This window comes from Tabrizicola aquatica (assembly GCF_002900975.1).
Classification (GTDB): Bacteria; Pseudomonadota; Alphaproteobacteria; order Rhodobacterales; family Rhodobacteraceae; genus Tabrizicola; species Tabrizicola aquatica.
The window spans coordinates 365,670-384,928 of the sequence record NZ_PJON01000003.1; the positions used below are offsets into that span (position 1 = coordinate 365,670).

Annotated in this window: 20 protein-coding genes; 8 read left to right on the forward strand and 12 right to left on the reverse strand. The window is 68.0% G+C overall.

Annotated elements, in window-relative coordinates:
- Positions 1 to 52: 52 nt before the first annotated feature.
- A complete protein-coding gene (locus CXR42_RS13635) occupies positions 53 to 1,171 on the reverse strand; it encodes an aromatic ring-hydroxylating oxygenase subunit alpha (RefSeq protein WP_103258095.1) in 1,119 nt (372 codons plus the stop codon).
- 163 nt (positions 1,172 to 1,334) lie between these two features.
- Here CXR42_RS13635 and CXR42_RS19915 point away from each other — a divergent pair, with 163 nt between their 5' ends.
- Positions 1,335 to 1,460 (forward strand): hypothetical protein, encoded by a 126-nt coding sequence (locus CXR42_RS19915; protein WP_281256750.1) that lies wholly within the window; start codon positions 1,335 to 1,337, stop codon positions 1,458 to 1,460.
- Positions 1,461 to 1,480: 20 nt separating this feature from the next.
- On the opposite strand, the gene CXR42_RS13640 is transcribed toward CXR42_RS19915, so the two are convergent.
- Positions 1,481 to 1,942, reverse strand: a complete 462-nt coding sequence (locus CXR42_RS13640) for an Lrp/AsnC ligand binding domain-containing protein (protein ID WP_103258096.1) — start codon at positions 1,940 to 1,942, stop codon at positions 1,481 to 1,483.
- Between the two features lie 105 nt (positions 1,943 to 2,047).
- Here CXR42_RS13640 and putA point away from each other — a divergent pair, with 105 nt between their 5' ends.
- Together putA and CXR42_RS13650 are read left to right on the forward strand one after the other, a co-directional pair.
- A complete protein-coding gene (putA, locus tag CXR42_RS13645; RefSeq protein ID WP_103258097.1) occupies positions 2,048 to 5,494 on the forward strand; it encodes a bifunctional proline dehydrogenase/L-glutamate gamma-semialdehyde dehydrogenase PutA in 3,447 nt (1,148 codons plus the stop codon).
- Between the two features lie 31 nt (positions 5,495 to 5,525).
- Positions 5,526 to 6,266 carry a rhomboid family intramembrane serine protease gene (locus CXR42_RS13650; protein ID WP_103258098.1) on the forward strand — a complete coding sequence of 247 codons (741 nt, stop codon included), beginning with the start codon at positions 5,526 to 5,528 and terminating at the stop codon, positions 6,264 to 6,266.
- Positions 6,267 to 6,332: 66 nt separating this feature from the next.
- On the opposite strand, the gene CXR42_RS13655 is transcribed toward CXR42_RS13650, so the two are convergent.
- The 4 genes from CXR42_RS13655 to CXR42_RS13670 all read right to left on the reverse strand — a co-directional run bounded on the left by CXR42_RS13655 (position 6,333) and on the right by CXR42_RS13670 (position 9,346).
- Positions 6,333 to 7,118, reverse strand: a complete 786-nt coding sequence (locus tag CXR42_RS13655) for an inositol monophosphatase family protein (protein WP_103258291.1) — start codon at positions 7,116 to 7,118, stop codon at positions 6,333 to 6,335.
- Between the two features lie 68 nt (positions 7,119 to 7,186).
- Positions 7,187 to 7,609: a L,D-transpeptidase gene (locus tag CXR42_RS13660; RefSeq protein WP_103258099.1), complete on the reverse strand. Its 423-nt coding sequence runs from the start codon at positions 7,607 to 7,609 to the stop codon at positions 7,187 to 7,189.
- 78 nt (positions 7,610 to 7,687) lie between these two features.
- Positions 7,688 to 8,386, reverse strand: a complete 699-nt coding sequence (locus CXR42_RS13665; RefSeq protein ID WP_103258100.1) for a DUF1194 domain-containing protein — start codon at positions 8,384 to 8,386, stop codon at positions 7,688 to 7,690.
- A 51-nt stretch (positions 8,387 to 8,437) separates the two neighbouring features.
- The gene (locus tag CXR42_RS13670; RefSeq protein ID WP_103258101.1) at positions 8,438 to 9,346 is read right to left on the reverse strand and encodes a LysR family transcriptional regulator; all 909 of its coding nucleotides are present in this window, start codon (positions 9,344 to 9,346) and stop codon (positions 8,438 to 8,440) included.
- 86 nt (positions 9,347 to 9,432) lie between these two features.
- Here CXR42_RS13670 and metF point away from each other — a divergent pair, with 86 nt between their 5' ends.
- The 4 genes from metF (at position 9,433) to CXR42_RS13690 (ending at position 13,096) form a co-directional block, all read left to right on the forward strand.
- On the forward strand, positions 9,433 to 10,296 hold the full coding sequence (metF, locus tag CXR42_RS13675) for a methylenetetrahydrofolate reductase [NAD(P)H] (RefSeq protein ID WP_103258102.1): 864 nt from the start codon (positions 9,433 to 9,435) through the stop codon (positions 10,294 to 10,296).
- A gap of 117 nt (positions 10,297 to 10,413) precedes the next feature.
- Positions 10,414 to 10,851, forward strand: coding sequence for a type II 3-dehydroquinate dehydratase (aroQ, locus tag CXR42_RS13680; RefSeq protein WP_103258103.1), 438 nt, complete (start codon positions 10,414 to 10,416; stop codon positions 10,849 to 10,851).
- Between the two features lie 113 nt (positions 10,852 to 10,964).
- Positions 10,965 to 12,047: an AMP-binding protein gene (locus tag CXR42_RS13685; protein ID WP_180996066.1), complete on the forward strand. Its 1,083-nt coding sequence runs from the start codon at positions 10,965 to 10,967 to the stop codon at positions 12,045 to 12,047.
- Positions 12,035 to 13,096, forward strand: coding sequence for a thiolase family protein (locus CXR42_RS13690; RefSeq protein WP_103258105.1), 1,062 nt, complete (start codon positions 12,035 to 12,037; stop codon positions 13,094 to 13,096). The genes CXR42_RS13685 and CXR42_RS13690 overlap by 13 nt, the downstream gene beginning before the upstream one ends.
- Here CXR42_RS13690 and CXR42_RS13695 read toward each other — a convergent pair.
- The 6 genes from CXR42_RS13695 to CXR42_RS13720 all read right to left on the reverse strand — a co-directional run bounded on the left by CXR42_RS13695 (position 13,085) and on the right by CXR42_RS13720 (position 17,898).
- On the reverse strand, positions 13,085 to 13,627 hold the full coding sequence (locus tag CXR42_RS13695) for a biotin transporter BioY (RefSeq protein ID WP_103258106.1): 543 nt from the start codon (positions 13,625 to 13,627) through the stop codon (positions 13,085 to 13,087). The genes CXR42_RS13690 and CXR42_RS13695 overlap by 12 nt on opposite strands.
- 26 nt (positions 13,628 to 13,653) lie before the next feature.
- Positions 13,654 to 14,253 carry a CbiQ family ECF transporter T component gene (locus CXR42_RS13700; protein WP_103258107.1) on the reverse strand — a complete coding sequence of 200 codons (600 nt, stop codon included), beginning with the start codon at positions 14,251 to 14,253 and terminating at the stop codon, positions 13,654 to 13,656.
- Positions 14,228 to 14,962, reverse strand: coding sequence for an energy-coupling factor ABC transporter ATP-binding protein (locus CXR42_RS13705; protein WP_103258108.1), 735 nt, complete (start codon positions 14,960 to 14,962; stop codon positions 14,228 to 14,230). Before CXR42_RS13705 ends, CXR42_RS13700 begins: the two co-directional genes overlap by 26 nt.
- A gap of 128 nt (positions 14,963 to 15,090) precedes the next feature.
- Positions 15,091 to 15,351: a glycine zipper 2TM domain-containing protein gene (locus CXR42_RS13710; protein ID WP_103258109.1), complete on the reverse strand. Its 261-nt coding sequence runs from the start codon at positions 15,349 to 15,351 to the stop codon at positions 15,091 to 15,093.
- Positions 15,352 to 15,464: 113 nt separating this feature from the next.
- Positions 15,465 to 16,619, reverse strand: coding sequence for a sugar-transfer associated ATP-grasp domain-containing protein (locus tag CXR42_RS13715; protein WP_103258110.1), 1,155 nt, complete (start codon positions 16,617 to 16,619; stop codon positions 15,465 to 15,467).
- Between the two features lies 1 nt (position 16,620).
- Positions 16,621 to 17,898, reverse strand: coding sequence for a 4-aminobutyrate--2-oxoglutarate transaminase (locus tag CXR42_RS13720; RefSeq protein ID WP_103258111.1), 1,278 nt, complete (start codon positions 17,896 to 17,898; stop codon positions 16,621 to 16,623).
- Positions 17,899 to 18,046: 148 nt separating this feature from the next.
- Between CXR42_RS13720 and dprA the strand changes: the two genes are divergently transcribed.
- Positions 18,047 to 19,192: a DNA-processing protein DprA gene (dprA, locus tag CXR42_RS13725; RefSeq protein ID WP_103258292.1), complete on the forward strand. Its 1,146-nt coding sequence runs from the start codon at positions 18,047 to 18,049 to the stop codon at positions 19,190 to 19,192.
- Positions 19,193 to 19,259 lie beyond the last annotated feature (67 nt).

Genomic DNA, 19,259 nt, shown 5'->3' on the forward strand with positions numbered 1-19,259 from the left:
TGAAGGTATCCGCCAGAAGTCTTGAATGCAGGCCGCGGGCACCCGTTTCGGGTCAAAGGCCCAACCGGTCCACCACCCAGATCCCCAGGGCCTGCACCATGTCGTCACGCCAGGATAGCGGCCCCGGACGGTAAAGCGCCGAGGCCAGCGCGCGCTGCTGCTTTTCAAGGATGCCCACATCCTCGCGCGCGACGCGTTCCCAGCGGTCGTAATAGGGTTCGGCGCGGGTGGCGAAGTCGGGCAGCGAGAGCCGATCCTTGGGGAAGCAGCCGCCGACCTCCAGCACAGTGCGGTTTTCGCTGACCGGGATGGTGTTCAGCCACCAGAGCGTGTCTTGCGCCACGGCGAATTGCACGGTTGGAAAGACCACGGTGAAATAGGTGCCCTGGCGCGCATCCTCGTCCAGGCCGGCAATCGGGTCGAAGGGCGGGACGGTGTCGCTGAGCGTGGCGATGGACCGGCCTGAGATCACCTGGATGCAGATCCAGTCGCCCAGGGTCTGCGGCGTGCGGGATTGCTGGGCGCCCACGGTGTTCTTGTGGACGATGCCGGTGTGATAGGTCTCGACCGCGTTTTCAAGGATGAGCTTCCAGTTGCAGACCACATCCAGCGTGATCCGCCAGGTGCAGCGCATCTGGCCAAGCTGGTGGCTGGCCATGCGGTCGGGAAAGTCGCCAAGGTGGTCGCGCAGGCTGGGCCCGTCCCTGGTGAAGCGGGCAAAGACGAATCCCTCCCATTCGTCCAGGTCCAGGGCGACAAGACCGTTCTCGACCTTGTCGAAGCCTTCGGCGTCCTTCATGTCCGGGCAGCCGTAAAGGCGGCCATCGTTCAGATAGCTCCAGGCGTGGTAGGGGCAGGTGATGCGTCCGCCCACGTTGCCCGACCCCTCCAGCAGGATCGAGCCGCGGTGGCGGCAGTAATTGGCAAAGCAGCGCAAGCTGCCGTCATTGCCGCGAATCAGGACAATCGGCCCGCCGGGGCTGTCGAAGGCGCGATAGTCGCCGGGCTGGGGCAACTCTTCGGCGCGGGTCAGGAAGAACCAGTGTCGAAGGAAGATCCGCTCACGCTCGGCCTTGAAGATCGCCGGGTCGGTATAGAACCCCGCCGGCATGGAGCGCGCCCGGTTCAGGGGCTGGGTCGCGGCGGAAAGCTCGGCGCGGTCAAGGCTCATCTCTCGTTCCCGGTTCTGGCTTGGATACAAGGAGTGTGCGGCCGTGGTCGCGGCCCGGCAAGTTCCGGGGCGACATTGCGGGGTCGAAGTTGGTCCGTGCATTCCTGCCCCGGCGGGCATAGCATCGCGTCAGGCCATCCGGGCCGGGCAGGGAGATACGGTCGTGGCCAAGGGCATGAACAAGCGCAAGGAAGTGAAGAAACCGAAAAAAGAGGCCGCGAAGGCCCCGGTCAAAGTTTCCTCGACCAACGCGAAGGTCACCATCTCGGCTGGCAAGCCGAAAGAATAGGGCGATCCACGCGGCGCGGGTCAGAACACCTCTTTCACCGCCTCCATCGCGACATAGGTCGAGGTCGAGGATACATGCGGCAGGGTCGAGATCACTTCGCCTAGAACCCGCCGGTACGCCTGGATGTCCGAAGTCCGGACCTTGAGCAGATAGTCGAAGCTTGACGCCATCATGTGGCATTGCTCGACCTCGGGCACCTGCAGGACGGCGCGGTTGAAGGCGGTCAGCGCCGCCTCGCGCGTGTCGGACAGCCGAACTTCGACGAAGGCGACATGCGCCTGTCCCATCTTGATCGGGTCCAGGATGGCGCGATAGCCTGTGATGATCCCCGCCTCCTCCAGCCGTTTCATGCGGGCCTGGGTCGGCGATTTCGACAGGCCGATGCGGCGGGCCAGTTCCACTGCGGCGATCCGGCCGTCGGTCTGTAGAACGCGCAGGATGGCAAGGTCGAAACGGTCAAGGTCCACGCGGTCGTTTGGCATCGCAGTTTTCCAGATTCGCTGTCGTTCCGACCGGGTACCACATGATCTTCAGGAAAACAGCCTGCATTTTTGGCGCTATTCTGGGCGGAAAGAAAGGTCCCTGAAATGCCCGTCGATTCTGCATCCGCCTGGTCTGTCATCACCACCGAAGCCCTGGCCGACGAGGCAGGCCTGGTCCGCCGTCTGGCGGCCGAAGCCGCGCTGGATGCGCCGGCGCGCGCCGCCATCGTCGCACAGGGCGCGGACCTGGTGCGTCGCATCCGCGCCAGTGCAAAGCCGGGGCTGATGGAGGTATTCCTGGCGGAATACGGGCTTTCGACCGACGAAGGCATCGCGCTGATGTGCCTGGCCGAGGCGCTGCTGCGGGTTCCCGACGCCGAGACCATGGATGCGCTGATCGAGGACAAGATCGCCCCCTCGGACTGGGGCCGTCATCTGGGGAAATCGGCCTCAAGCCTGGTGAACGCCTCGACCTGGGCGCTGATGCTGACGGGGAAGGTCCTGGACGATGCCGAGGGCGGGATCACCCGCCACCTGCGCGCCGCCGTGAAGCGGTTGGGGGAACCGGTGATCCGAACCGCCGTCGGGCGGGCGATGAAGGAGATGGGGCGCAACTTCGTTCTGGGCGAGACCATCGACAAGGCGATGGACCGCGCCGAGGAGTTGGAAGACAAGGGCTATACCTACAGCTATGACATGCTGGGCGAGGCGGCCCGGACCGAGGCCGATGCCCGCCGCTATCACCTGAGCTATTCCCGCGCGATCACCGCCATCGCTCGGGCCGCCAAGGGCAACGACATCCGCACCAATCCCGGCATCTCGGTCAAGCTTTCCGCGCTGCACCCGCGCTATGAGGTCGCCAAGCGCGCGCGGGTGATGGAGGAACTGGTCCCCCGCGTCCGCGCGTTGGCATCGCTGGCGAAAGCCGCGGGCCTGGGGTTCAACATCGACGCCGAGGAGGCCGACCGCCTGGCCCTGTCGCTGGAGGTGATCGAGGCCACCCTTTCGGATCCCGCGCTGAAGGGGTGGGAAGGGTTCGGCGTCGTCGTCCAGGCCTATGGCCGCCGGGCTGGCGCGGTGATCGACTGGCTGCATGCCCTGGCGACAAGGCTTGACCGCAAGATCATGGTGCGTCTGGTCAAGGGCGCCTATTGGGATGCCGAGGTGAAGCGGGCCCAGGTGCTGGGGCTGCAAAGCTTTCCGGTCTTTACCCGCAAGCAGTCCACCGATGTCAGCTATGTCGCCAATGCGCGGAAGCTGCTTGGCCTGACCGACCGGATCTATCCGCAGTTCGCCACCCACAACGCCCATACGGTTGCGGCGATCCTGCACATTGCCCAGGCACAAGGGCTGACTGCGATGGACTATGAATTCCAGCGGCTGCACGGCATGGGCGAGCGGTTGCACGATATTGTCCTGACTGACAACGCCACCCGCTGTCGGATTTACGCTCCGGTCGGGGCGCACCGCGATCTTCTGGCCTATCTGGTCCGCCGGTTGCTGGAAAACGGCGCGAACTCCAGCTTCGTCAACCAGATCGTGGATGAGGATGTGGCCCCGGAAACCGTCGCTGCCTGCCCACTGACGGCGGTCGAGGCTTTGGCGGTGATCCCCAGTCCGGCACTGACGGCCGGACCGGCGCTGTTTGGCGGGCGGAAGAACAGTCAGGGGTGGGACCTGACCGATACCGCCGATCTGGCGGCCATCGAGGCTGCCCGCGCGCCTTATGCCGAGGCGCGGATCGACGCCGCGCCGCGCCTTGCAGGCCGTGTCGTGGGCGGGCCGCAGCTTGCGGTCCTGAACCCGGCGACCGGGGCGGTGGTCGGCCACGTCACCACGGCGGCGCTGCCCGATGTGGACACCGCGCTGCGGCTGGCCGAGCCCTGGGCCGCCGCCGCGCAAGAGCGTGCCATGGTCCTGAACCGCGCTGCCGACCGGATGGAGGCGGACTTTGGCCGTATCTTCGCCCTCTTGGCACGCGAGGCGGGCAAGACCCTGGCCGATGCCGTGGCCGAACTGCGCGAGGCGGTGGATTTCCTGCGCTATTACGCCAGCCAGGCCGCGCAGCAGCACCCCGCGCGCGGGGTTTTTGCCTGCATCAGCCCCTGGAACTTTCCGCTGGCGATCTTCTGCGGCCAGATCGGGGCCGCCCTGGCCGCGGGCAATGCCGTCCTGGCGAAACCCGCCGAACAGACACCCCTCATCGCCACCCTTGCCGTCGACCACCTGCTGGCGGCTGCTGTGCCCCCGACCGCGCTTCAGCTTCTCCCTGGCGATGGCGCGGTCGGGGCTGCCCTGACCCGCGACTCACGGGTGAACGGGGTTGCCTTCACCGGCTCGACCGAGACGGCGCAGGCGATCCGCCGCAGCATGGCCGACCACCTGGACCCGACGGCCCCGCTGATTGCAGAGACCGGGGGCCTGAACGCGATGCTGGTGGACAGCACGGCGCTACCGGAACAGGCGGTGCGGGATATCATCGCTTCCAGCTTCCAGTCTGCCGGCCAGCGTTGTTCGGCCCTGCGCTGCCTTTATGTGCAAGAGGACGTGGCCGAGACCGTGACCGAGATGCTGTTCGGCGCGATGGAGGATATGGCGCTGGGCGATCCGTGGGCTTTGTCCACCGACATCGGCCCGGTGATCGACGCCGAGGCGCAGGCGGGGATCCGCGCCTATGTCGACGCCGCGCGGGCCGAAGGGCGCGTCCTGAAGGAGCTGGCTGCACCGGGGCAGGGGACCTTCATCGCCCCCACGGTGCTGTCGGTAAACGGCATCGAGGACATGCCGCGCGAGATCTTCGGTCCGGTCCTGCATGTCGCCACCTTCAAGGCGAACCAGATCGACCGGGTGATCGCCGCGATCAACGCCACGGGCTATGGCCTGACCTTCGGTCTGCACAGCCGGATCGATGACCGGGTGCAGCGCATCGTCGAGGGGCTGCGGGTCGGCAACACCTATGTCAACCGCAACCAGATCGGCGCTGTCGTCGGCAGCCAGCCCTTCGGTGGCGAGGGGTTGTCGGGCACCGGACCCAAGGCGGGCGGGCCGCATTACCTGGCCCGGTTCACCAGCGCCCCGACCCCGGTGGCCAGCGAGGACGGCGCGGCGACATCCGTGGCCGAGGTGGCCAAAGCGTTGGCCGCGCCGCTGCCTGCAACCGCCCCTCAGGCTCAGGACATGCCCGGTCCCACGGGCGAGTCGAACCGTCTGTCCCTGACCCCGCGTGCGCCATTGCTTTGCCTTGGGCCGGGACGTAGCGCCGCGCTGGCCCAGGCCGAGGCGGTGCGCAAGCTGGGTGGCCATGCCGTTGAGGCCCCCGGCCTGCCGGTCGAGGCGCTGACGACGCTGCAGGGGTTCTCGGGCGCGCTGTGGTGGGGGGACGCGCTGCAGGGCCGCGCCCGCGCCAAGGCGCTGGCCAGCCGGCAGGGGCCGATCCTGCCGCTGATCGCCACGCCCGACGCCGGCCATGCGCTGCTAGAGCGGCACCTGTGCATCGACACCACGGCCTCGGGCGGGAATGCCCAGCTTCTGGCGGCCGTGGCCGACGCTTGACGCAACCCCGCGGATCGGAAAGGCTGGGCGCATGTTTCCGATCCGCGACCACAATCCGTCGGGGCGCACGCCCTATGTCACGATCGCTCTGATCGCGCTGAACGTGCTGATCTTCCTGTGGTATTTCCTGACCATGAGCGAATATCAGATCGGCGAGTTCTTCTGGAACTGGGGCCTGATCCCGGCGCGCTTCCTGTCGGGCGACGGGCTGGAGACGATCGTCACCTCGATGTTCCTGCATGCCGGCTGGCTGCACCTGATCGGCAACATGCTGTTCCTGTGGATTTACGGCGACAACCTAGAAGAGCAGATGGGCCACCTGGGCTTTCTGTTGTTTTACCTGGCGGCCGGCGTGGCGGCGGCGCTGGCGCAGGTGCTGCCCGATCCGGGGTCGATCATCCCGATGGTCGGGGCCTCGGGTGCCATCGCGGGGGTGATGGGGGGGTATCTCCTCCTGTTCCCGCGGGCCAAGGTGGATGTGCTGTTCATCTTCGTGATCTTCTTCCGCATCTTCGCGATCCCGGCCTGGATCGTCCTGGGCATCTGGTTCGGCTTGCAGATCTTTTCCGGCCTGAACACACCCAGCGAAAGCGGGGGCGTCGCGTATTGGGCCCATGCGGGCGGGTTCATTGCTGGCCTTGCGCTGACCCTGCCGGTCTGGCTGCGCCGCGGTGCGCGCGACTATTGGCAGGCGACCGACGGCAAGCCACCGCATCCCGAGACGCAGTTTCCCCGCTCCAACATCCCGCTCGTCCCGCGGCGGCGGGGGTAGCCAAAATCCTTAAGCAAGGATTTTGACAAATTTCTTGCTTAAGAAATTTGGGTCCAGGCCGTGCCGTCAGGCCCGAAGGACCTTGGCGAAGCCGTCAAAGATCCCGTCATTGGCCGCGATCAGCGCCCCGTCCAGGGGATCGGTGCCTTCGCGCAGGCCTTCGACCATCCCGCCGGCCTCTTTCACCAGAAGGATGCCCGCCGCGATGTCCCAGGCCGAAAGCTCACGCTCCCAATAGCCGTCGAAGCGGCCGGCGGCGACATAGGCGAGGTCCAGCGCGGCGGCGCCCCAGCGGCGAACGCCGGCGCAGGCGGGCATCAGGCGGCCCAGATCCTTCAGCATTGCCGGCAGCGTGGATTTCGCGCCGAAGGGCACGCCAGTGGCAAAGACCGACTCGTGCATCGCGCGGCGGGCCGAGACGCGCAGGCGGCGGTTGTCGTTCAGCCAGGCACCGGCACCCTTTTCGGCCCAGAACATCTCGTCCTTGGCGGGGTCATAGACCACGGCGCTGACGATCTCGCCCTTGTGCTCCAGCGCGATCGAAACGGCCCAATGCGGCATCCCGTGCAGGAAGTTCGTGGTCCCATCCAAAGGATCGACGATCCAGCGCCGGGTCGGGTCGGCCCCGGCAGCGCCGCCGGTCTCTTCGCCCAGCCAGCCATAGGTCGGCCGGCCGCCCAGCAGTTCTTCCTTGATCAGACGTTCGGCCTCACGATCCGCGCGGCTGACAAAGTCGCCCGGCCCCTTGGTCGAGACCTGAAGGTTCTCGACCTCGCGGAAGTCCTTCACCAGGCTGCGACCCGCCTTGCGCGCCGCCTTGATCATCAGGTTGAGGTTGGCCGAGCCCTGCATCATCCGCTCCACGTCGTTCAAGCCCGGCGCTATAGCGGCAAGCGGCCCGGAAAGAAAGGGGCGCGGGGCTAGTGCACGATCTCGACGCGCATGTTCTCCATCCCCTCGGACTTCACCATGCGGAACAGGATCGCGGCGTTGTCGGGATGCAGCCGCACACAGCCGTTCGAGGCCGGCTGGCCCAGCCGTTTCAACTGGTCGGTGCCGTGGATCGCATAATTGCCGTCGTAGAAGATCGCCCAGGGCATCGGCGCGTTGTTATAGCGGCTGGAGCGGTGGTGGCGCGACAGGAAATCGGGCGCAAAGACCCCGGTCGGGGTGATCTTGCCGGACTTCGCGGTCGAGACCGGCCAGGTGAAAAGATGCCGCCCTTCGTGGTAGACTTTCATTGTCTGGGTCGAGATCGAAACCCGTGCCACCACCCGTTCGGCCAGGGTGGGTGAGGGGACCAGCGCAAGGGCCAGCGCAATAGCAGCGATCAGACGAACCATGCACATCTCCTGATACCTGTGGTGGCAGGATTCCCGCAGATTGTGGCACGGCAAAGAAGTTTTCGGGACTGCGCAGGGTCAGGTTTTCCCGCCCTCGAACTGCGGGGCGGGACCAAGGCCGATCTGCGGGCCTTCCAACTCGCGCAAGAGCTTGCGGCGGATCGCCTGGGGATAGTCGATCTGGCGCGGGGCGAGTTCGACAAAGGCGCCGGGGCCGCGGATCACTTCGTCACGGAAGTAGCGGGTCAGGTTCAACTCATGCTCGCCGATGGCCAGGGCGTTGACGGTGATGCCGTCGAACGGGTCACGCGCGTAGATGGTGGCAACGGAAACGCCTTCGTTGTTGCGCCCGTCGCCGGCCACGTCCAGCACCTGGCGGGCGCAGGGCGGGGCCTGGGCCAGCAGGTCCGCGCCATAGCGCAGCGCCTCACCCAGGGCGGTGGCCTGGCGCTGCTCCGGCCTTTGGGCGCGGCGGATGGCCCAGATCGCGGCGTCCAACTTGTCGGGGCCGTCCAGGACGACCCATGGCTGGATCAACTCTTGATGCGCGGGGCCGCTCCACTGGTAGACGGCCAAGGCCACGGTCCCGTCGGGCTCGAAGATGGCGGCGCGGACCTCGGCATCCTCCAGTGCGGCGGCAAGGCCTTCGGTCTGGATCACGAAATCCGCAGCGTCGATCGAGCGCGAGACATCGGCGGCCAGGGCCAGCGCCAGGCGGCAATCGCCAAGCGCCGGGGCGGCAAGAGTCAGCAGGGGCAGCAGGAGACAGGTCCGCATCGGTGCCCTCCTGCGCGGCAGTCTAGCCCGCTTGCCGCCCTGCGCAAAGCGTCAGAGGCCGCGTTGCAGTTTCACCGGCTCGCTGCGGGCAAGGCGCAGGAAATGCGCCATGTAGGGCTTGGCCACATCCTCGTCCCGCGTCGCGGCATACATGCGCTTGGTCACGGGGTCAGGGCCAAGCGGGCGGGTGACGTAATCGGCGTTGGTCTTGACCTCGCGCATCACCCAGTCGGGCAGAACGGCCACGCCCCGGTTCGATCCGACCAGCATCAGGATCACAGCTGTCAGTTCCGCCGTGCGCTGGGCGCGGGGCTCGACCTTGGCCGGGGTCAGGATCTCGGTGAAGATGTCCAGCTTGTCGCGGCCGACCGGATAGGTGATCAGCACCTGGTCGCGGAAATCCTCGGCGGTGATAAAGTCCTTTGCCGCAAGCGGGTTCTGGGCCGAGGCGACGAAGGTCGGGTGATAGTCGAACAGGGGGTTGAACACGATCCCCGGCGGCGGCTCGCGGTCCGAGGAGATGACCAGGTCCACATCCTCGCGGTTCAGGGCTGGCAGGGCCTCGAAGGCAAGACCCGCCTTTATGTCGACGTCGATCTCGGGCCAGGCATGGCGGAACAGCTCCAGCACCGGAAACAGCCAGTCGAAACAGGCGTGGCATTCGATGGCGATGTGCAACCGGCCGGTGCGCCCGGCGCGGAGGGCGCGAAACTCCTCTTCCATCGCGTCGATCTCCGGCAGGATACGCTCGGCCGCGCGCAGCATCCGGTGCCCGGCGGCCGAAAGGCGCATGGGTTTCGAGCGGCGGACGAACAACTCCATCCCCGCCTGATCCTCCAGCCCCTTCACCTGATGCGACAGCGCCGATTGCGTCATGTTCAGCACCTCGGCCGCGCGGGCCAGGCCCCCGGCCTGCTGGATTGCGCGGATCGTGCGCAGGTGGCGCAGCTCGATGTACATGAATGAACCTCATCAAGAACGTGAAAACTATGAATTGTTCTCACATCCGAGAATCTGCGACAAGAGGGGCAATCAAGGAGACGACAATGGCCCCGCGCATCAGCTTTGAATTCTTCCCGCCGCAGTCGCTGGACGCCTCGTTCCGGCTGTGGGAAACGGTGCAGGCGCTGGCCCCGATGCAGCCTTCCTTCGTCTCGGTGACCTATGGCGCGGGCGGCACGACCCGGACCCTGACGCATGAGGCGGTGTCGACCATCCACCGCAACTATGGCCTGCCGGTCGCCGCGCATCTGACTTGCGTCGACGCCACCAAGACCGAAACGCTGGCCATCGCGGAGTCCTACGCCGAGGCTGGCGTGACCGAGATCGTGGCCCTGCGCGGTGATGCGCCCAAAGGCGCGCAGCGGTTCGTCCCGCACCCCCTGGGCTTTGCCAATTCGGTCGAGTTGGTGGAGAAGCTGGCGAAAACCGGCAAGTTCAAGATCCGCGTCGGCGCCTACCCGGAACCGCACCCGGATGCCGCCGACAGCAGCGCCGACGTGACCTGGCTGAAGCGCAAGATCGATGCGGGTGCGTCCAGCGCGATCACCCAGTTCTTCTTCGAGGCCGACACCTTCTTCCGCTTCCGCGATGCCTGCGTGAAGGCCGGGATCGACGCGCCGATCATTCCCGGAATCCTGCCGATCACCAGCTGGGAAGGGGCCAAGAAATTCGCCCGCCGCTGTGGCACGCAGGTCCCTCAGAAGCTGGACGAAGCCTTTGCCACCGCCGCCCGCGACGGGCGCGAGGATCTGCTGGCGCTGACCCAATGCACTCAGCTGTGCGACAAGCTGATCCAGGGCGGCGTGCAGGACCTGCACTTCTACACCCTGAACCGACCCCACCTGACGCGCGAGGTTGTGCGCGCCCTGGGCATCACCCCCGAGGTGGTGCTGGAGAAGGTGGCCTGAACCTGCCCCACGGGGCGCACGATGTCTCCCTGGGCGGCTTTCCGACCTGTCCCCAGCAGGCCCGGAAAGCCGCCATTTTTCCTTTCGCTTGGGCGGTTGCACGGCTAATGTCGCGCCATGTCCAAGCGTGTCACCCTTCTGAACGGCCCGAACCTGAACCTGCTGGGCCTGCGCCAGCCGGAAATCTATGGCCGCGAGACTTTGGCTGATGTGGTGGCCAAGGTCACCGCTCTAGCGGATGAGCTGGGCCTTGGGGTCCAGGCGCTGCAATCGAACCATGAAGGCCAGCTGGTCGACTGGATTCAAGAGGCGCGGGGAACCTCGGCCGGCATCATCATCAATCCGGGGGCGTACTCGCATACCTCGGTCGCGATCCTGGACGCGCTGAACGCCTTCGACGGCGCGGTGCTGGAGGTCCATATCTCCAACATCCACAAGCGCGAGGCGTTCCGGCACCATTCCTTCGTGTCGTCCCGGGCCGAGGGCGTGATCGCCGGCTTCGGGACCGAGGGCTATCTTCTGGCGCTGCGGCGGATGGCGACGCTGCTGGCATGAGCGACGGCTTCCGCTGGCACCCGGCCGCGCGGCTGTTCGACAGCGCCGGCGGCGAGGTTCTGGCCGGGGACCTCCCACCCCCATCCCCTCCGCACGGGGGGGAGGGGAGGCACGTGTCGCCGCCGTTGGTCTTTCCTGACACAGCCCAGGGCCTGGCTGCCGCCATGGGCCATCCCGCCTTCCGCATTGGCGCGCCGGACCAGCCGCCGCCCGTGCCCCATGATTTGCCGGTGTTCGAGACCCTGACCTCCGGTTCTACCGGCCAGCCCCGGCGCATCCTGCGGACCCAAGGCTCATGGACCGCCAGTTTCGCGGTGAACGCTTGTTTCAGCATCGGCCCCGGCGCACGAGTGGCGGTGCTGGGGCGACTGGTGCATTCGCTTGCGCTTTATGGTGCGGTCGAGGGGCTGCATCTGGGGGCCGAGGTGCATCTTCTGGACGCGCTGCGCCCTGATCGGCAGCGCAAGGCGCTGGCAGAGCGGGAAATCACCCACCTTTATGCCACACCAGCGCAGTTGCGGCTTCTGGTCGAGGGCGGAGGCCTTTGTCCCGATCTGCGGCTGGTGCTGGTCGGCGGCTCGAAACTGGACGCGCGGCTTCACTCGGCGCTGGCGGGCATGGCCCCCGCGGCCGAAGTGCGCGAGTTCTATGGCGCGGCCGAGACCAGCTTCATCACTCTGGCCGACGGCGACACGCCCGAGGGCTCGGTCGGCAGGGCCTATCCGGGGGTAGAAATCCGGGTGGAGGCGGGCGAGGTCTGGGTCCGCAGCCCCTATCTTTTCCTTGGGTATGCCGGGGGTAAGGGCAGTGCCCGCTGGAGCGACGGCTGGCTTTCGGTGGGCGAGATGGGGCGGCTGGAGGGCGGCTTCCTGTATCTGGATGGCCGGGCCGGGCGGATGGTGACGGTCGCGGACCAGAACGTCTTTCCCGAGGCGATCGAGGCGCTGCTGGAGACCATGCCGGGGGTCAACCGCGCAGCGGTGTTGCCGGTTCCCGACCCCAGGCGCGGGGTGGTGCTGGTGGCGCTGGTCAAGGGCGACCGGGCGGTGGAAGCGGCGGTCATGGCGCGGCTGCGGGCCGAGTTGGGGCCGCTGAAGGCGCCGCGTGCGCTGATCTGGCAGGTGGATTGGCCGGTCCTGCCCTCGGGCAAGACTGACCTTCGGGGGCTGGAGGCGCGGCTGACATGGCCCGGCTGATCGCGGCGCGGCGGACGGCGGTGGTGCCGCGCGGCGGGGCTTTCGCGAGGCTACGGATCGAGGATCTGGCGGCCCCGGTGGTGCGCGCTGTGCTGGCCGACGCGGGGATCGACCGGGTGGACGAGTTGATCCTGTCGAACGCGCTGGGCGCGGGCGGCAATCCGGCGCGGCGGGTGGCGCTGGCGGCGGGGCTGGGGCAGGTGGCGGGCCTGACGCTGGACCGGCAATGCGCGGGCGGGCTGGATGCGATCCTGCTGGCCAAGGCGCTGGTCGATTCAGGCGCGGCCGAGGTGGTGCTGGCGGGTGGGGCGGAAAGCTATTCCCGCCGGCCCTTGCGGCTGGCGAGCGACCCGGACGGTGGCCCCCCGGTGCCCTATGATCAGGCGCCCTTCACCCCCTGGCCCGACCGCGACCCCGGCATGGCCGAGGCGGCCGAGGCCCTGGCCCTGCGTCTGGCCATCACCCGCACCCAGCAAGAGGATTGGGCCGTGGAGAGCCACGCCAAGGCCCTTGCGCTTGACCCGGGCGAGATCGTGCCCTTGGCCGGTGTCATGCGCGATGCCTTTCCGCGCCGCCTGTCCCATCGGTTGCTGGCCCGCGCGCCCATCGTCCAGGGCAGCATCACGGCGGCCACGGCGGCGGTCGCGGCGGATGCGGCGGCGATGTGTCTGGTGGTCAGCGACCGGATCGCCGAGGGCCGGGGCCTGGCGATCCTTGGCGGGGCGACGGTCGGCGGCGACCCGATAGAGCCGGGCACCGCGCCGGTGGCGGCGATCCGGGAGATCTGGGACGGCGCGCCCTTGCAGATGGCCGAGGTGATGGAGGCCTATGCCGTCCAGGCCATCGCAGTGGTAAAGGGCGCGGGGCTGGACCCGCAGGTGGTCAATCCCGGTGGCGGCGGGCTGGCGCGCGGGCATCCGGTCGGTGCCTCGGGCGCGATCCTGGCGGTGCGCCTTTTCCACGGGCTGCGCCGGGGCCGCGGCCTTGCCGCCATCGCGGCGGCGGGCGGGATCGGGACGGCGCTTCTGGTCGAAGCCTCAGGCGCGTGAGAGAAGCGAGGCGGGCCGCATCCGGGCCAGGCTTTGCGTGACCATCCCGGCCAGCACCGCCTTCAGAATGTCACCCGGCAGGAAGGCCATGCCCAGAAGCGCGGCCTCGGGAAGGGTCTTGCCCAGGACCAGCGCCATGCCGGCAATGCCGAACACATACAGCACTCCGATCCCCCCGATCACGGCCGCAGCGGTGGCGGCAAAGCCGACGGGCAGGGTGGTGCGCTCGACCAGCCAGCCGGTGACGAAGGCGGCGATCGGGAAGCCCACCAGATAGCCGACAGAAGGCCCGGCAAAAACGCCTAGGCCCCCGCGCCCGCCCGACAGCAGCGGCAATCCCACGGCGACCAACGCCAGGAACAAGAGCACCGCCAGCGCCCCGCGCTTGGCACCCAGGACCGTGCCGCACAGCATGATCCCCAGCGACTGCGCCGTGATCGGCACCCCGGCGGCAAGGTCAAGCTTCGGGATCAGGCCCAGGACCGCGATCAGCGCGGCAAACAGGGCGACATGCGTAAGGGTGCGTTCCATTGTCGTCTCCCAAGCGGTTGCGCTCTTTAACCAGCCCCGCCCCGGGCCCGCAAGGCCTCGGCCGCGCGGTCGGCGTCGTCCAGGGCGGCCAGCGTCGCCGGGACCAGCACCCGCCAGCGCGGGCGACGCGACGACCGGGCGCGCCAGCTTTCGGTGATCTGGCTCATGCGCTCCAGCATCACCGGGATGAAGCGGATGACCAGCGCCATGGCCAGCGCCAACCGGCGGGGCGACAGGCCGAACACCGCCAGCGGCCGGGCCAGGCGCTGCACCGCGGCGATCATGTCGGAGAGCCGCGTCGTCATGGTGACGAAATTCGCCAGCGCCACGGCGGTCAGCATCCGCAAAAGGATGGCGCCGCCAGCCCCAGCCGCGCCGGTCCAAAGGTGCCACAGGCCCACGATCACCACAAAGGGCCAAAGCGGCCAGAGCAGCCGCGCCCCGGACAGCGCAAAGCGCCCCCCGGCGGTGGCGTACAGCCCGGCGGTCGCCACTGCCGCCAGCCCCAGCATCAGCGGATGATCCAGCAGGAACAGCCCCGTGGTCGCCAGCGCCAGAAGCCCCAGCTTCAGCCCCGCCGGCAAGCGATGGGCCCAGGTCTCAACCGGCGAGGTCAGCGTCAGCATCGCGCTCTCCGATCCGGGCCATTTCGGCGGTGAAGGCAGGCAGGACCTGCGCGGGAGGGCCGTCCAGAGCGATCCGCCCGGCCTCCAGCCAGAGGACCCGGTCGCAGTCCGAAAGCGCTTCGGGATCATGGGTGATGGTGACCAGCCGCTGCGGCAGGGCGGCAAGCCGGCGTGCCAGCCGGGCCTGGGTCGGCAGGTCAAGGCCGGCAAAGGGTTCGTCCAGAAGGATCGTGCGCGGCTGCATCAGCAGAACGGCCAGCAGGCACAGATAATGCCGCTGCCCCTGGCTTAGGGTCGAGACCGGAGCCTGCGCCCAATGGCTGCGCCCTTCCTCGGCCAGGCACCGATGCGCGCGTTCCAGCGCCTGGGGCTGGGGCAGCCCCTGCTGGACCAGACCGAAGGCCAGTTCCTCCTCGACCGTGGGGAACAGGATCTGGTGGTCGGGGTTCTGGAACAGGATGCCAAGGTTGCCAAGCGCGGCCTTGCGGTCGGCGAAGGGATCCGCGCCCTCGACCCGGACGCGGCCCGCGTCAGGCGCGACAAGCCCCGCGATAAGCCGCAAAAGCGTGGTCTTGCCCGAGCCATTGCGGCCCAGAATCCCGATCCGCGCTTCGGTCAAAGTCAGAGAGAGGTCGTCAAGCACAACCCGCCCGCCTAGCCGGACCGTGGCTTGGTCAAGCCAGATGCCAGAGGGGGCATGGTCGGACATCGGCAGCCTTTCGCGAAGGGACGCGCCCTTCTAGCGGCTGGCTGCCGGGGAGGAAAGCCTTGGCGTCTGGTGCAGATGCCCCCCGCCGCCCGACGAGGGCACGCGGGGGGCAGGGGGCACCCTCTGGATCAGCAGGGCGCGATGAAGCGACGCCCGTACTGATCGCGGTAGTAGCAATCCCCGCGCGACGGCGCCGGGCCCAGCAGCTGCGAGCCGACGATGCCCACGACGGCACCCACCGCCGCGCCCTTTTCACGGTCCGAATCCGAGGACACGGCGGCACCGACGGCAGCCCCGCCGACTGCGCCCAGGGCGGCGTTCTGCTCGGCCGGGGTGCAGGCGGCAAGCGCCAGGGGAAGAAGGGGAAGGGCAAGAAGGAAACGGGTCATGGGATTCTCCGCAAGGATGGTGTTTGCGCAGTATAACCCCGGATCCTGCCGGCGGTTCCCCCAAGGCTGACCGGCTGCGGCTTTCCGCCAAGCGGCACGGGGAAATCCGCCGATCAGAACCCGCCCAACCCGCCGCCGTGCTGGCGGGCAAAGGCCAGCGCCCGGTCATAGGCCGGCCGCATCTCGGGGTTCAGAAGCGGTCGCTGCGCCGCGACCTGGTAAACATGGCCGGGGGTCACGTTCGCCTCGTTCAGAAGCGCGCCGTCGTCGGTCAGGAACACGTCCCAGCCGATGATGCCATGGCCCGGAAAGCACAAGTGGCCCTCGCGGCACATCTCGACCGCACGGGACCAGTCGGGCAGGGTGGTGCCCAGGAAGGGCCGCTCCGGATCGTGGCCGTGGGTCATGTCGGCCGACAAGGGATCGCGCAGGCTGCGCAGCTTGACGATCTTGCCGTCGGCCACGTCGACCAGACCCCAGATCCGCAGATCGAAAGCGTCACCGTCATGCATCGCGGTCTTGGCGGGCAGGCGGATCACGGCATACCACGGCTCGATCCCGCGGTCGGTCCAAAGCGTCACGATCCGGACCGAGGCCATGGCCTGCCCGGTATGGGACCGGATCGACGATGCGCATTGGTAGAAGTCCTGGAACAGATAGCCCTGGCCCCAGTCGCGGGCGATCTCGGCCGCAAGGGCCGGGATCGGCGCCGTGGTCCCGGTCAGGAAGCGCACGGTTCCGGGGTCGGCAAGGCCCTCGATCACCGCCGCCCCCCGGGCAAAGCTGTCGGCGCGGGGTTTGCCGAAGGTGGGCAGGTTCCGCGCCTCTCCGAGAAAGGCGGCCAGCGCGGCCGGAGTTTCCAGCACCGCAAGTCCCGGCAGGTCGGGCAGGGCCGCCGCGCCGGGGGGCTGCCAGACCGCCCGCGTCCGCGACACCGGCAGGCCGCGCGACCGCAACAGCGCCTCGGTCGCCAGCTTGTCGTTCATCACCGCGTCCGCCAGCCCCCGCACGGGCATCTTCAGCGAGGCGTTGAAGGCCCGCATCCGGCGGTTCGGGATGAAACCCTTCAGGAAGGCCCGTCCCCGGTCCTTCCGCCACAGGGCATAGGTGAAGTACTCCTCGGGCCGGACCCCCTTGCCCGCGACTGCCAGGCCCACCAGATGCAGCGCCTGACGCCAGGGGCTTGGCCCGCCCTTGGCCGCCAGGTCGTTGATCGCCCCCATGATGTCATAGGTGCCGGCTTCGGCGGTCTCGCCCAGGAAGGACATGTCAGCCCTGACGGGCGGCGGCGACCGAGGCTTCCAGGATTTCCATCGCCTCGGCGAAATGCGCGTCGGGGATGGTGATCGGGGCCAGGAAGCGGATCACGTTGCCGTAAACCCCGCAGGTCAAGAGGATCAGGCCGCGCTTCTGCGCCTCCAGCCGGACGCGGCCGGTGAAGCCGGCATCGGGTTCCTTGGTTCCGGGCTGGCCGAACTCGACCGCGACCATGAAGCCCGGGCCGCGGATATCGATGATCTCGGGCGTGGTGGCGCGCAGACCCTCCAGCCGCTGCTTCAGCCGGCTGCCCAGTTCATTGGCACGGGCGCAGAGGTCCTCTTCCTCGATCACGTCCAGCACCGCGTTGGCGGCGGCAATCCCAAGCGGGTTGCCGGCATAGGTGCCACCCAGACCGCCCGGGTTGGCGGCATCCATCAACTCGGCCTTGCCGGTGACGGCGGCCAGTGGCAGGCCTCCGGCCAGGCCCTTGGCCATGGTGGTCAGGTCAGCAGCCACGCCATGCATCTGCATCGCGAACAGGTTCCCGGTGCGGGCGAAACCGGTCTGCACCTCGTCGGCGATCATCACGATGCCATGCTTGTCGCACAGGGCACGGATCGCCTTCACCAGATCGGTCGGGGCCGGGTAGAACCCACCTTCGCCCTGCACCGGTTCGAAGATGATCGCGGCGACGCGGGCCGGGTCGAGGTCGGCCTTGAACAGCTTCTCGATCCCCGCCATCGCATCCTTGGTCGAGATGCCATGCGGGTCCATCGGGAAGGGGACGTGGAACACATCCGGCATCATCGCGCCGAAGCCCTTCTTGTAGGGCTCGACCTTGCCGGTCAGCGACATGCCCATGAAGGTCCGGCCGTGGAAGCTGCCGCCGAACGCGATGACCGCGTTGCGCCCCGTGGCGATGCGGGCGATCTTGACCGCGTTCTCGCAGGCCTCGGCGCCCGTCGTCACGAAGATCGTCTTCTTCTTGAAATCGCCCGGCACCTTTTCGTTCAGACGCTCGGCCAGGCGGATGTAATTCTCATACGGCATGACCTGATGGCAGGTATGGGTGAACTTCGCCATCTGCGCGGCCACGGCGGCCATCACCTTGGGGTGGCAGTGCCCGGTGTTCACCACCGCGATCCCGGCGGCAAAGTCGATGTAGCGGTTGCCCTCGATATCCCAGACTTCCGAGTTCAGCGCCCGATCCGCGTAGATCTGGGTCATCATCCCCACCCCGCGCGAGATGGCATCGTCGCGGCGCTTGGCTACTTCGGCGTTCAGCATGGTCTTGCTCCCAGAATCTTCGCGGCGCGGGCCTGCGCCTTTCCGGCATTTGATCAAATAACGCGACCCTGTTCAATCCTGATCGCGATTCAGCATTCGTTAACCTTGCCCGGTGCAGGCTTCGAATCGCGAACGAGGCGAGGTGTCGATGGACGGGCAACTTTCGAACCCCACTCTCCCCAGGACGGAGGATGACCGTCTTGACCGGCTGCGCCTTGTCCGTTCGCGCCGGGTGGGGGCGGTGACCTATCACCGGCTGATGGCGGAACATGGCACCGCCCGCGCGGCGCTGGATGCGTTGCCGGGGATCGCCCGCGCCGCCGGGGTCGAGGAGTATGAGGTCTGCCCCCTTGGCGTCGTCCAGGCCGAGTTGAAGGCCGGCCGCGCGCTGGGGGCCCGGCTTCTGGTGCATGGCGAGGCCGATTATCCCCAGGCTTTGGCCCAGATTGCCGATGCGCCCCCGGTCCTTTGGGTGCTGGGCGACGTGGCGCTGTTGAACCGGCCGCTGGTGGCGCTGGTCGGGGCGCGCAATGCCTCGTCCCTGGGCGTGCGGATGGCGCGGCGGCTGGGGCAGGGGTTGGCTGAGACTGGGTTCACCGTGGTCTCCGGCCTGGCGCGCGGCATCGACGCCGCCGCGCATGAGGCGGCGCTGGAGGGTGAGGGTCGCACGATCGCCGTGATGGCCGGTGGGGTCGATGTGATCTATCCGCCGGAAAACGCAGCCCTGGCGCAGGCGATTGCCGACAAAGCCTGCAGGATCAGCGAACATCCCCCCGGCCTGGTGCCGCAGGCGCGCCATTTTCCCCTGCGCAACCGCATCGTCGCCGGGATGTCGCGCGCCGTCGTCGTGGTCGAGGCTGCGGCAAAGTCGGGCAGCCTGATCACCGCCCGCGCCGCGCTGGATTACGGACGCGAGGTGATGGCGGTGCCAGGCCACCCGTTCGACGCTCGGGCTTCGGGCTGCAACGGGCTGATCCGGGACGGCGCGCTTCTGGTCCGGGGTCCCGCCGACGTGGCCGAGGCGCTGGGCACGACCACGCGCCCCGAGCCGGAGTTGCGCGTGCCGCCGCAACCGCCCTTGCCCGGACCGCAGGCCCCGCAGCGCCCGCTGAAGGATGTGGCCCTTCTTCATTCGATGATCTTGGCCCGACTTGGCCCCAGTCCCTTGGCCGAAGACCAGCTGGTGCGCGACCTGAACGTCACCCCCGCCCAGATCGCGCCCGAACTCCTTAGCCTGGAGCTTGACGGCCGGATTGCGCGCCAGCCGGGGGGGCTTTTGGCCCGGGTCGATTGATTTTCATGCGAAAATCAAGGCTTTGGTGGGCCGACGGGCAGTCCCGTCGGCAGATGCCCTGCACCGC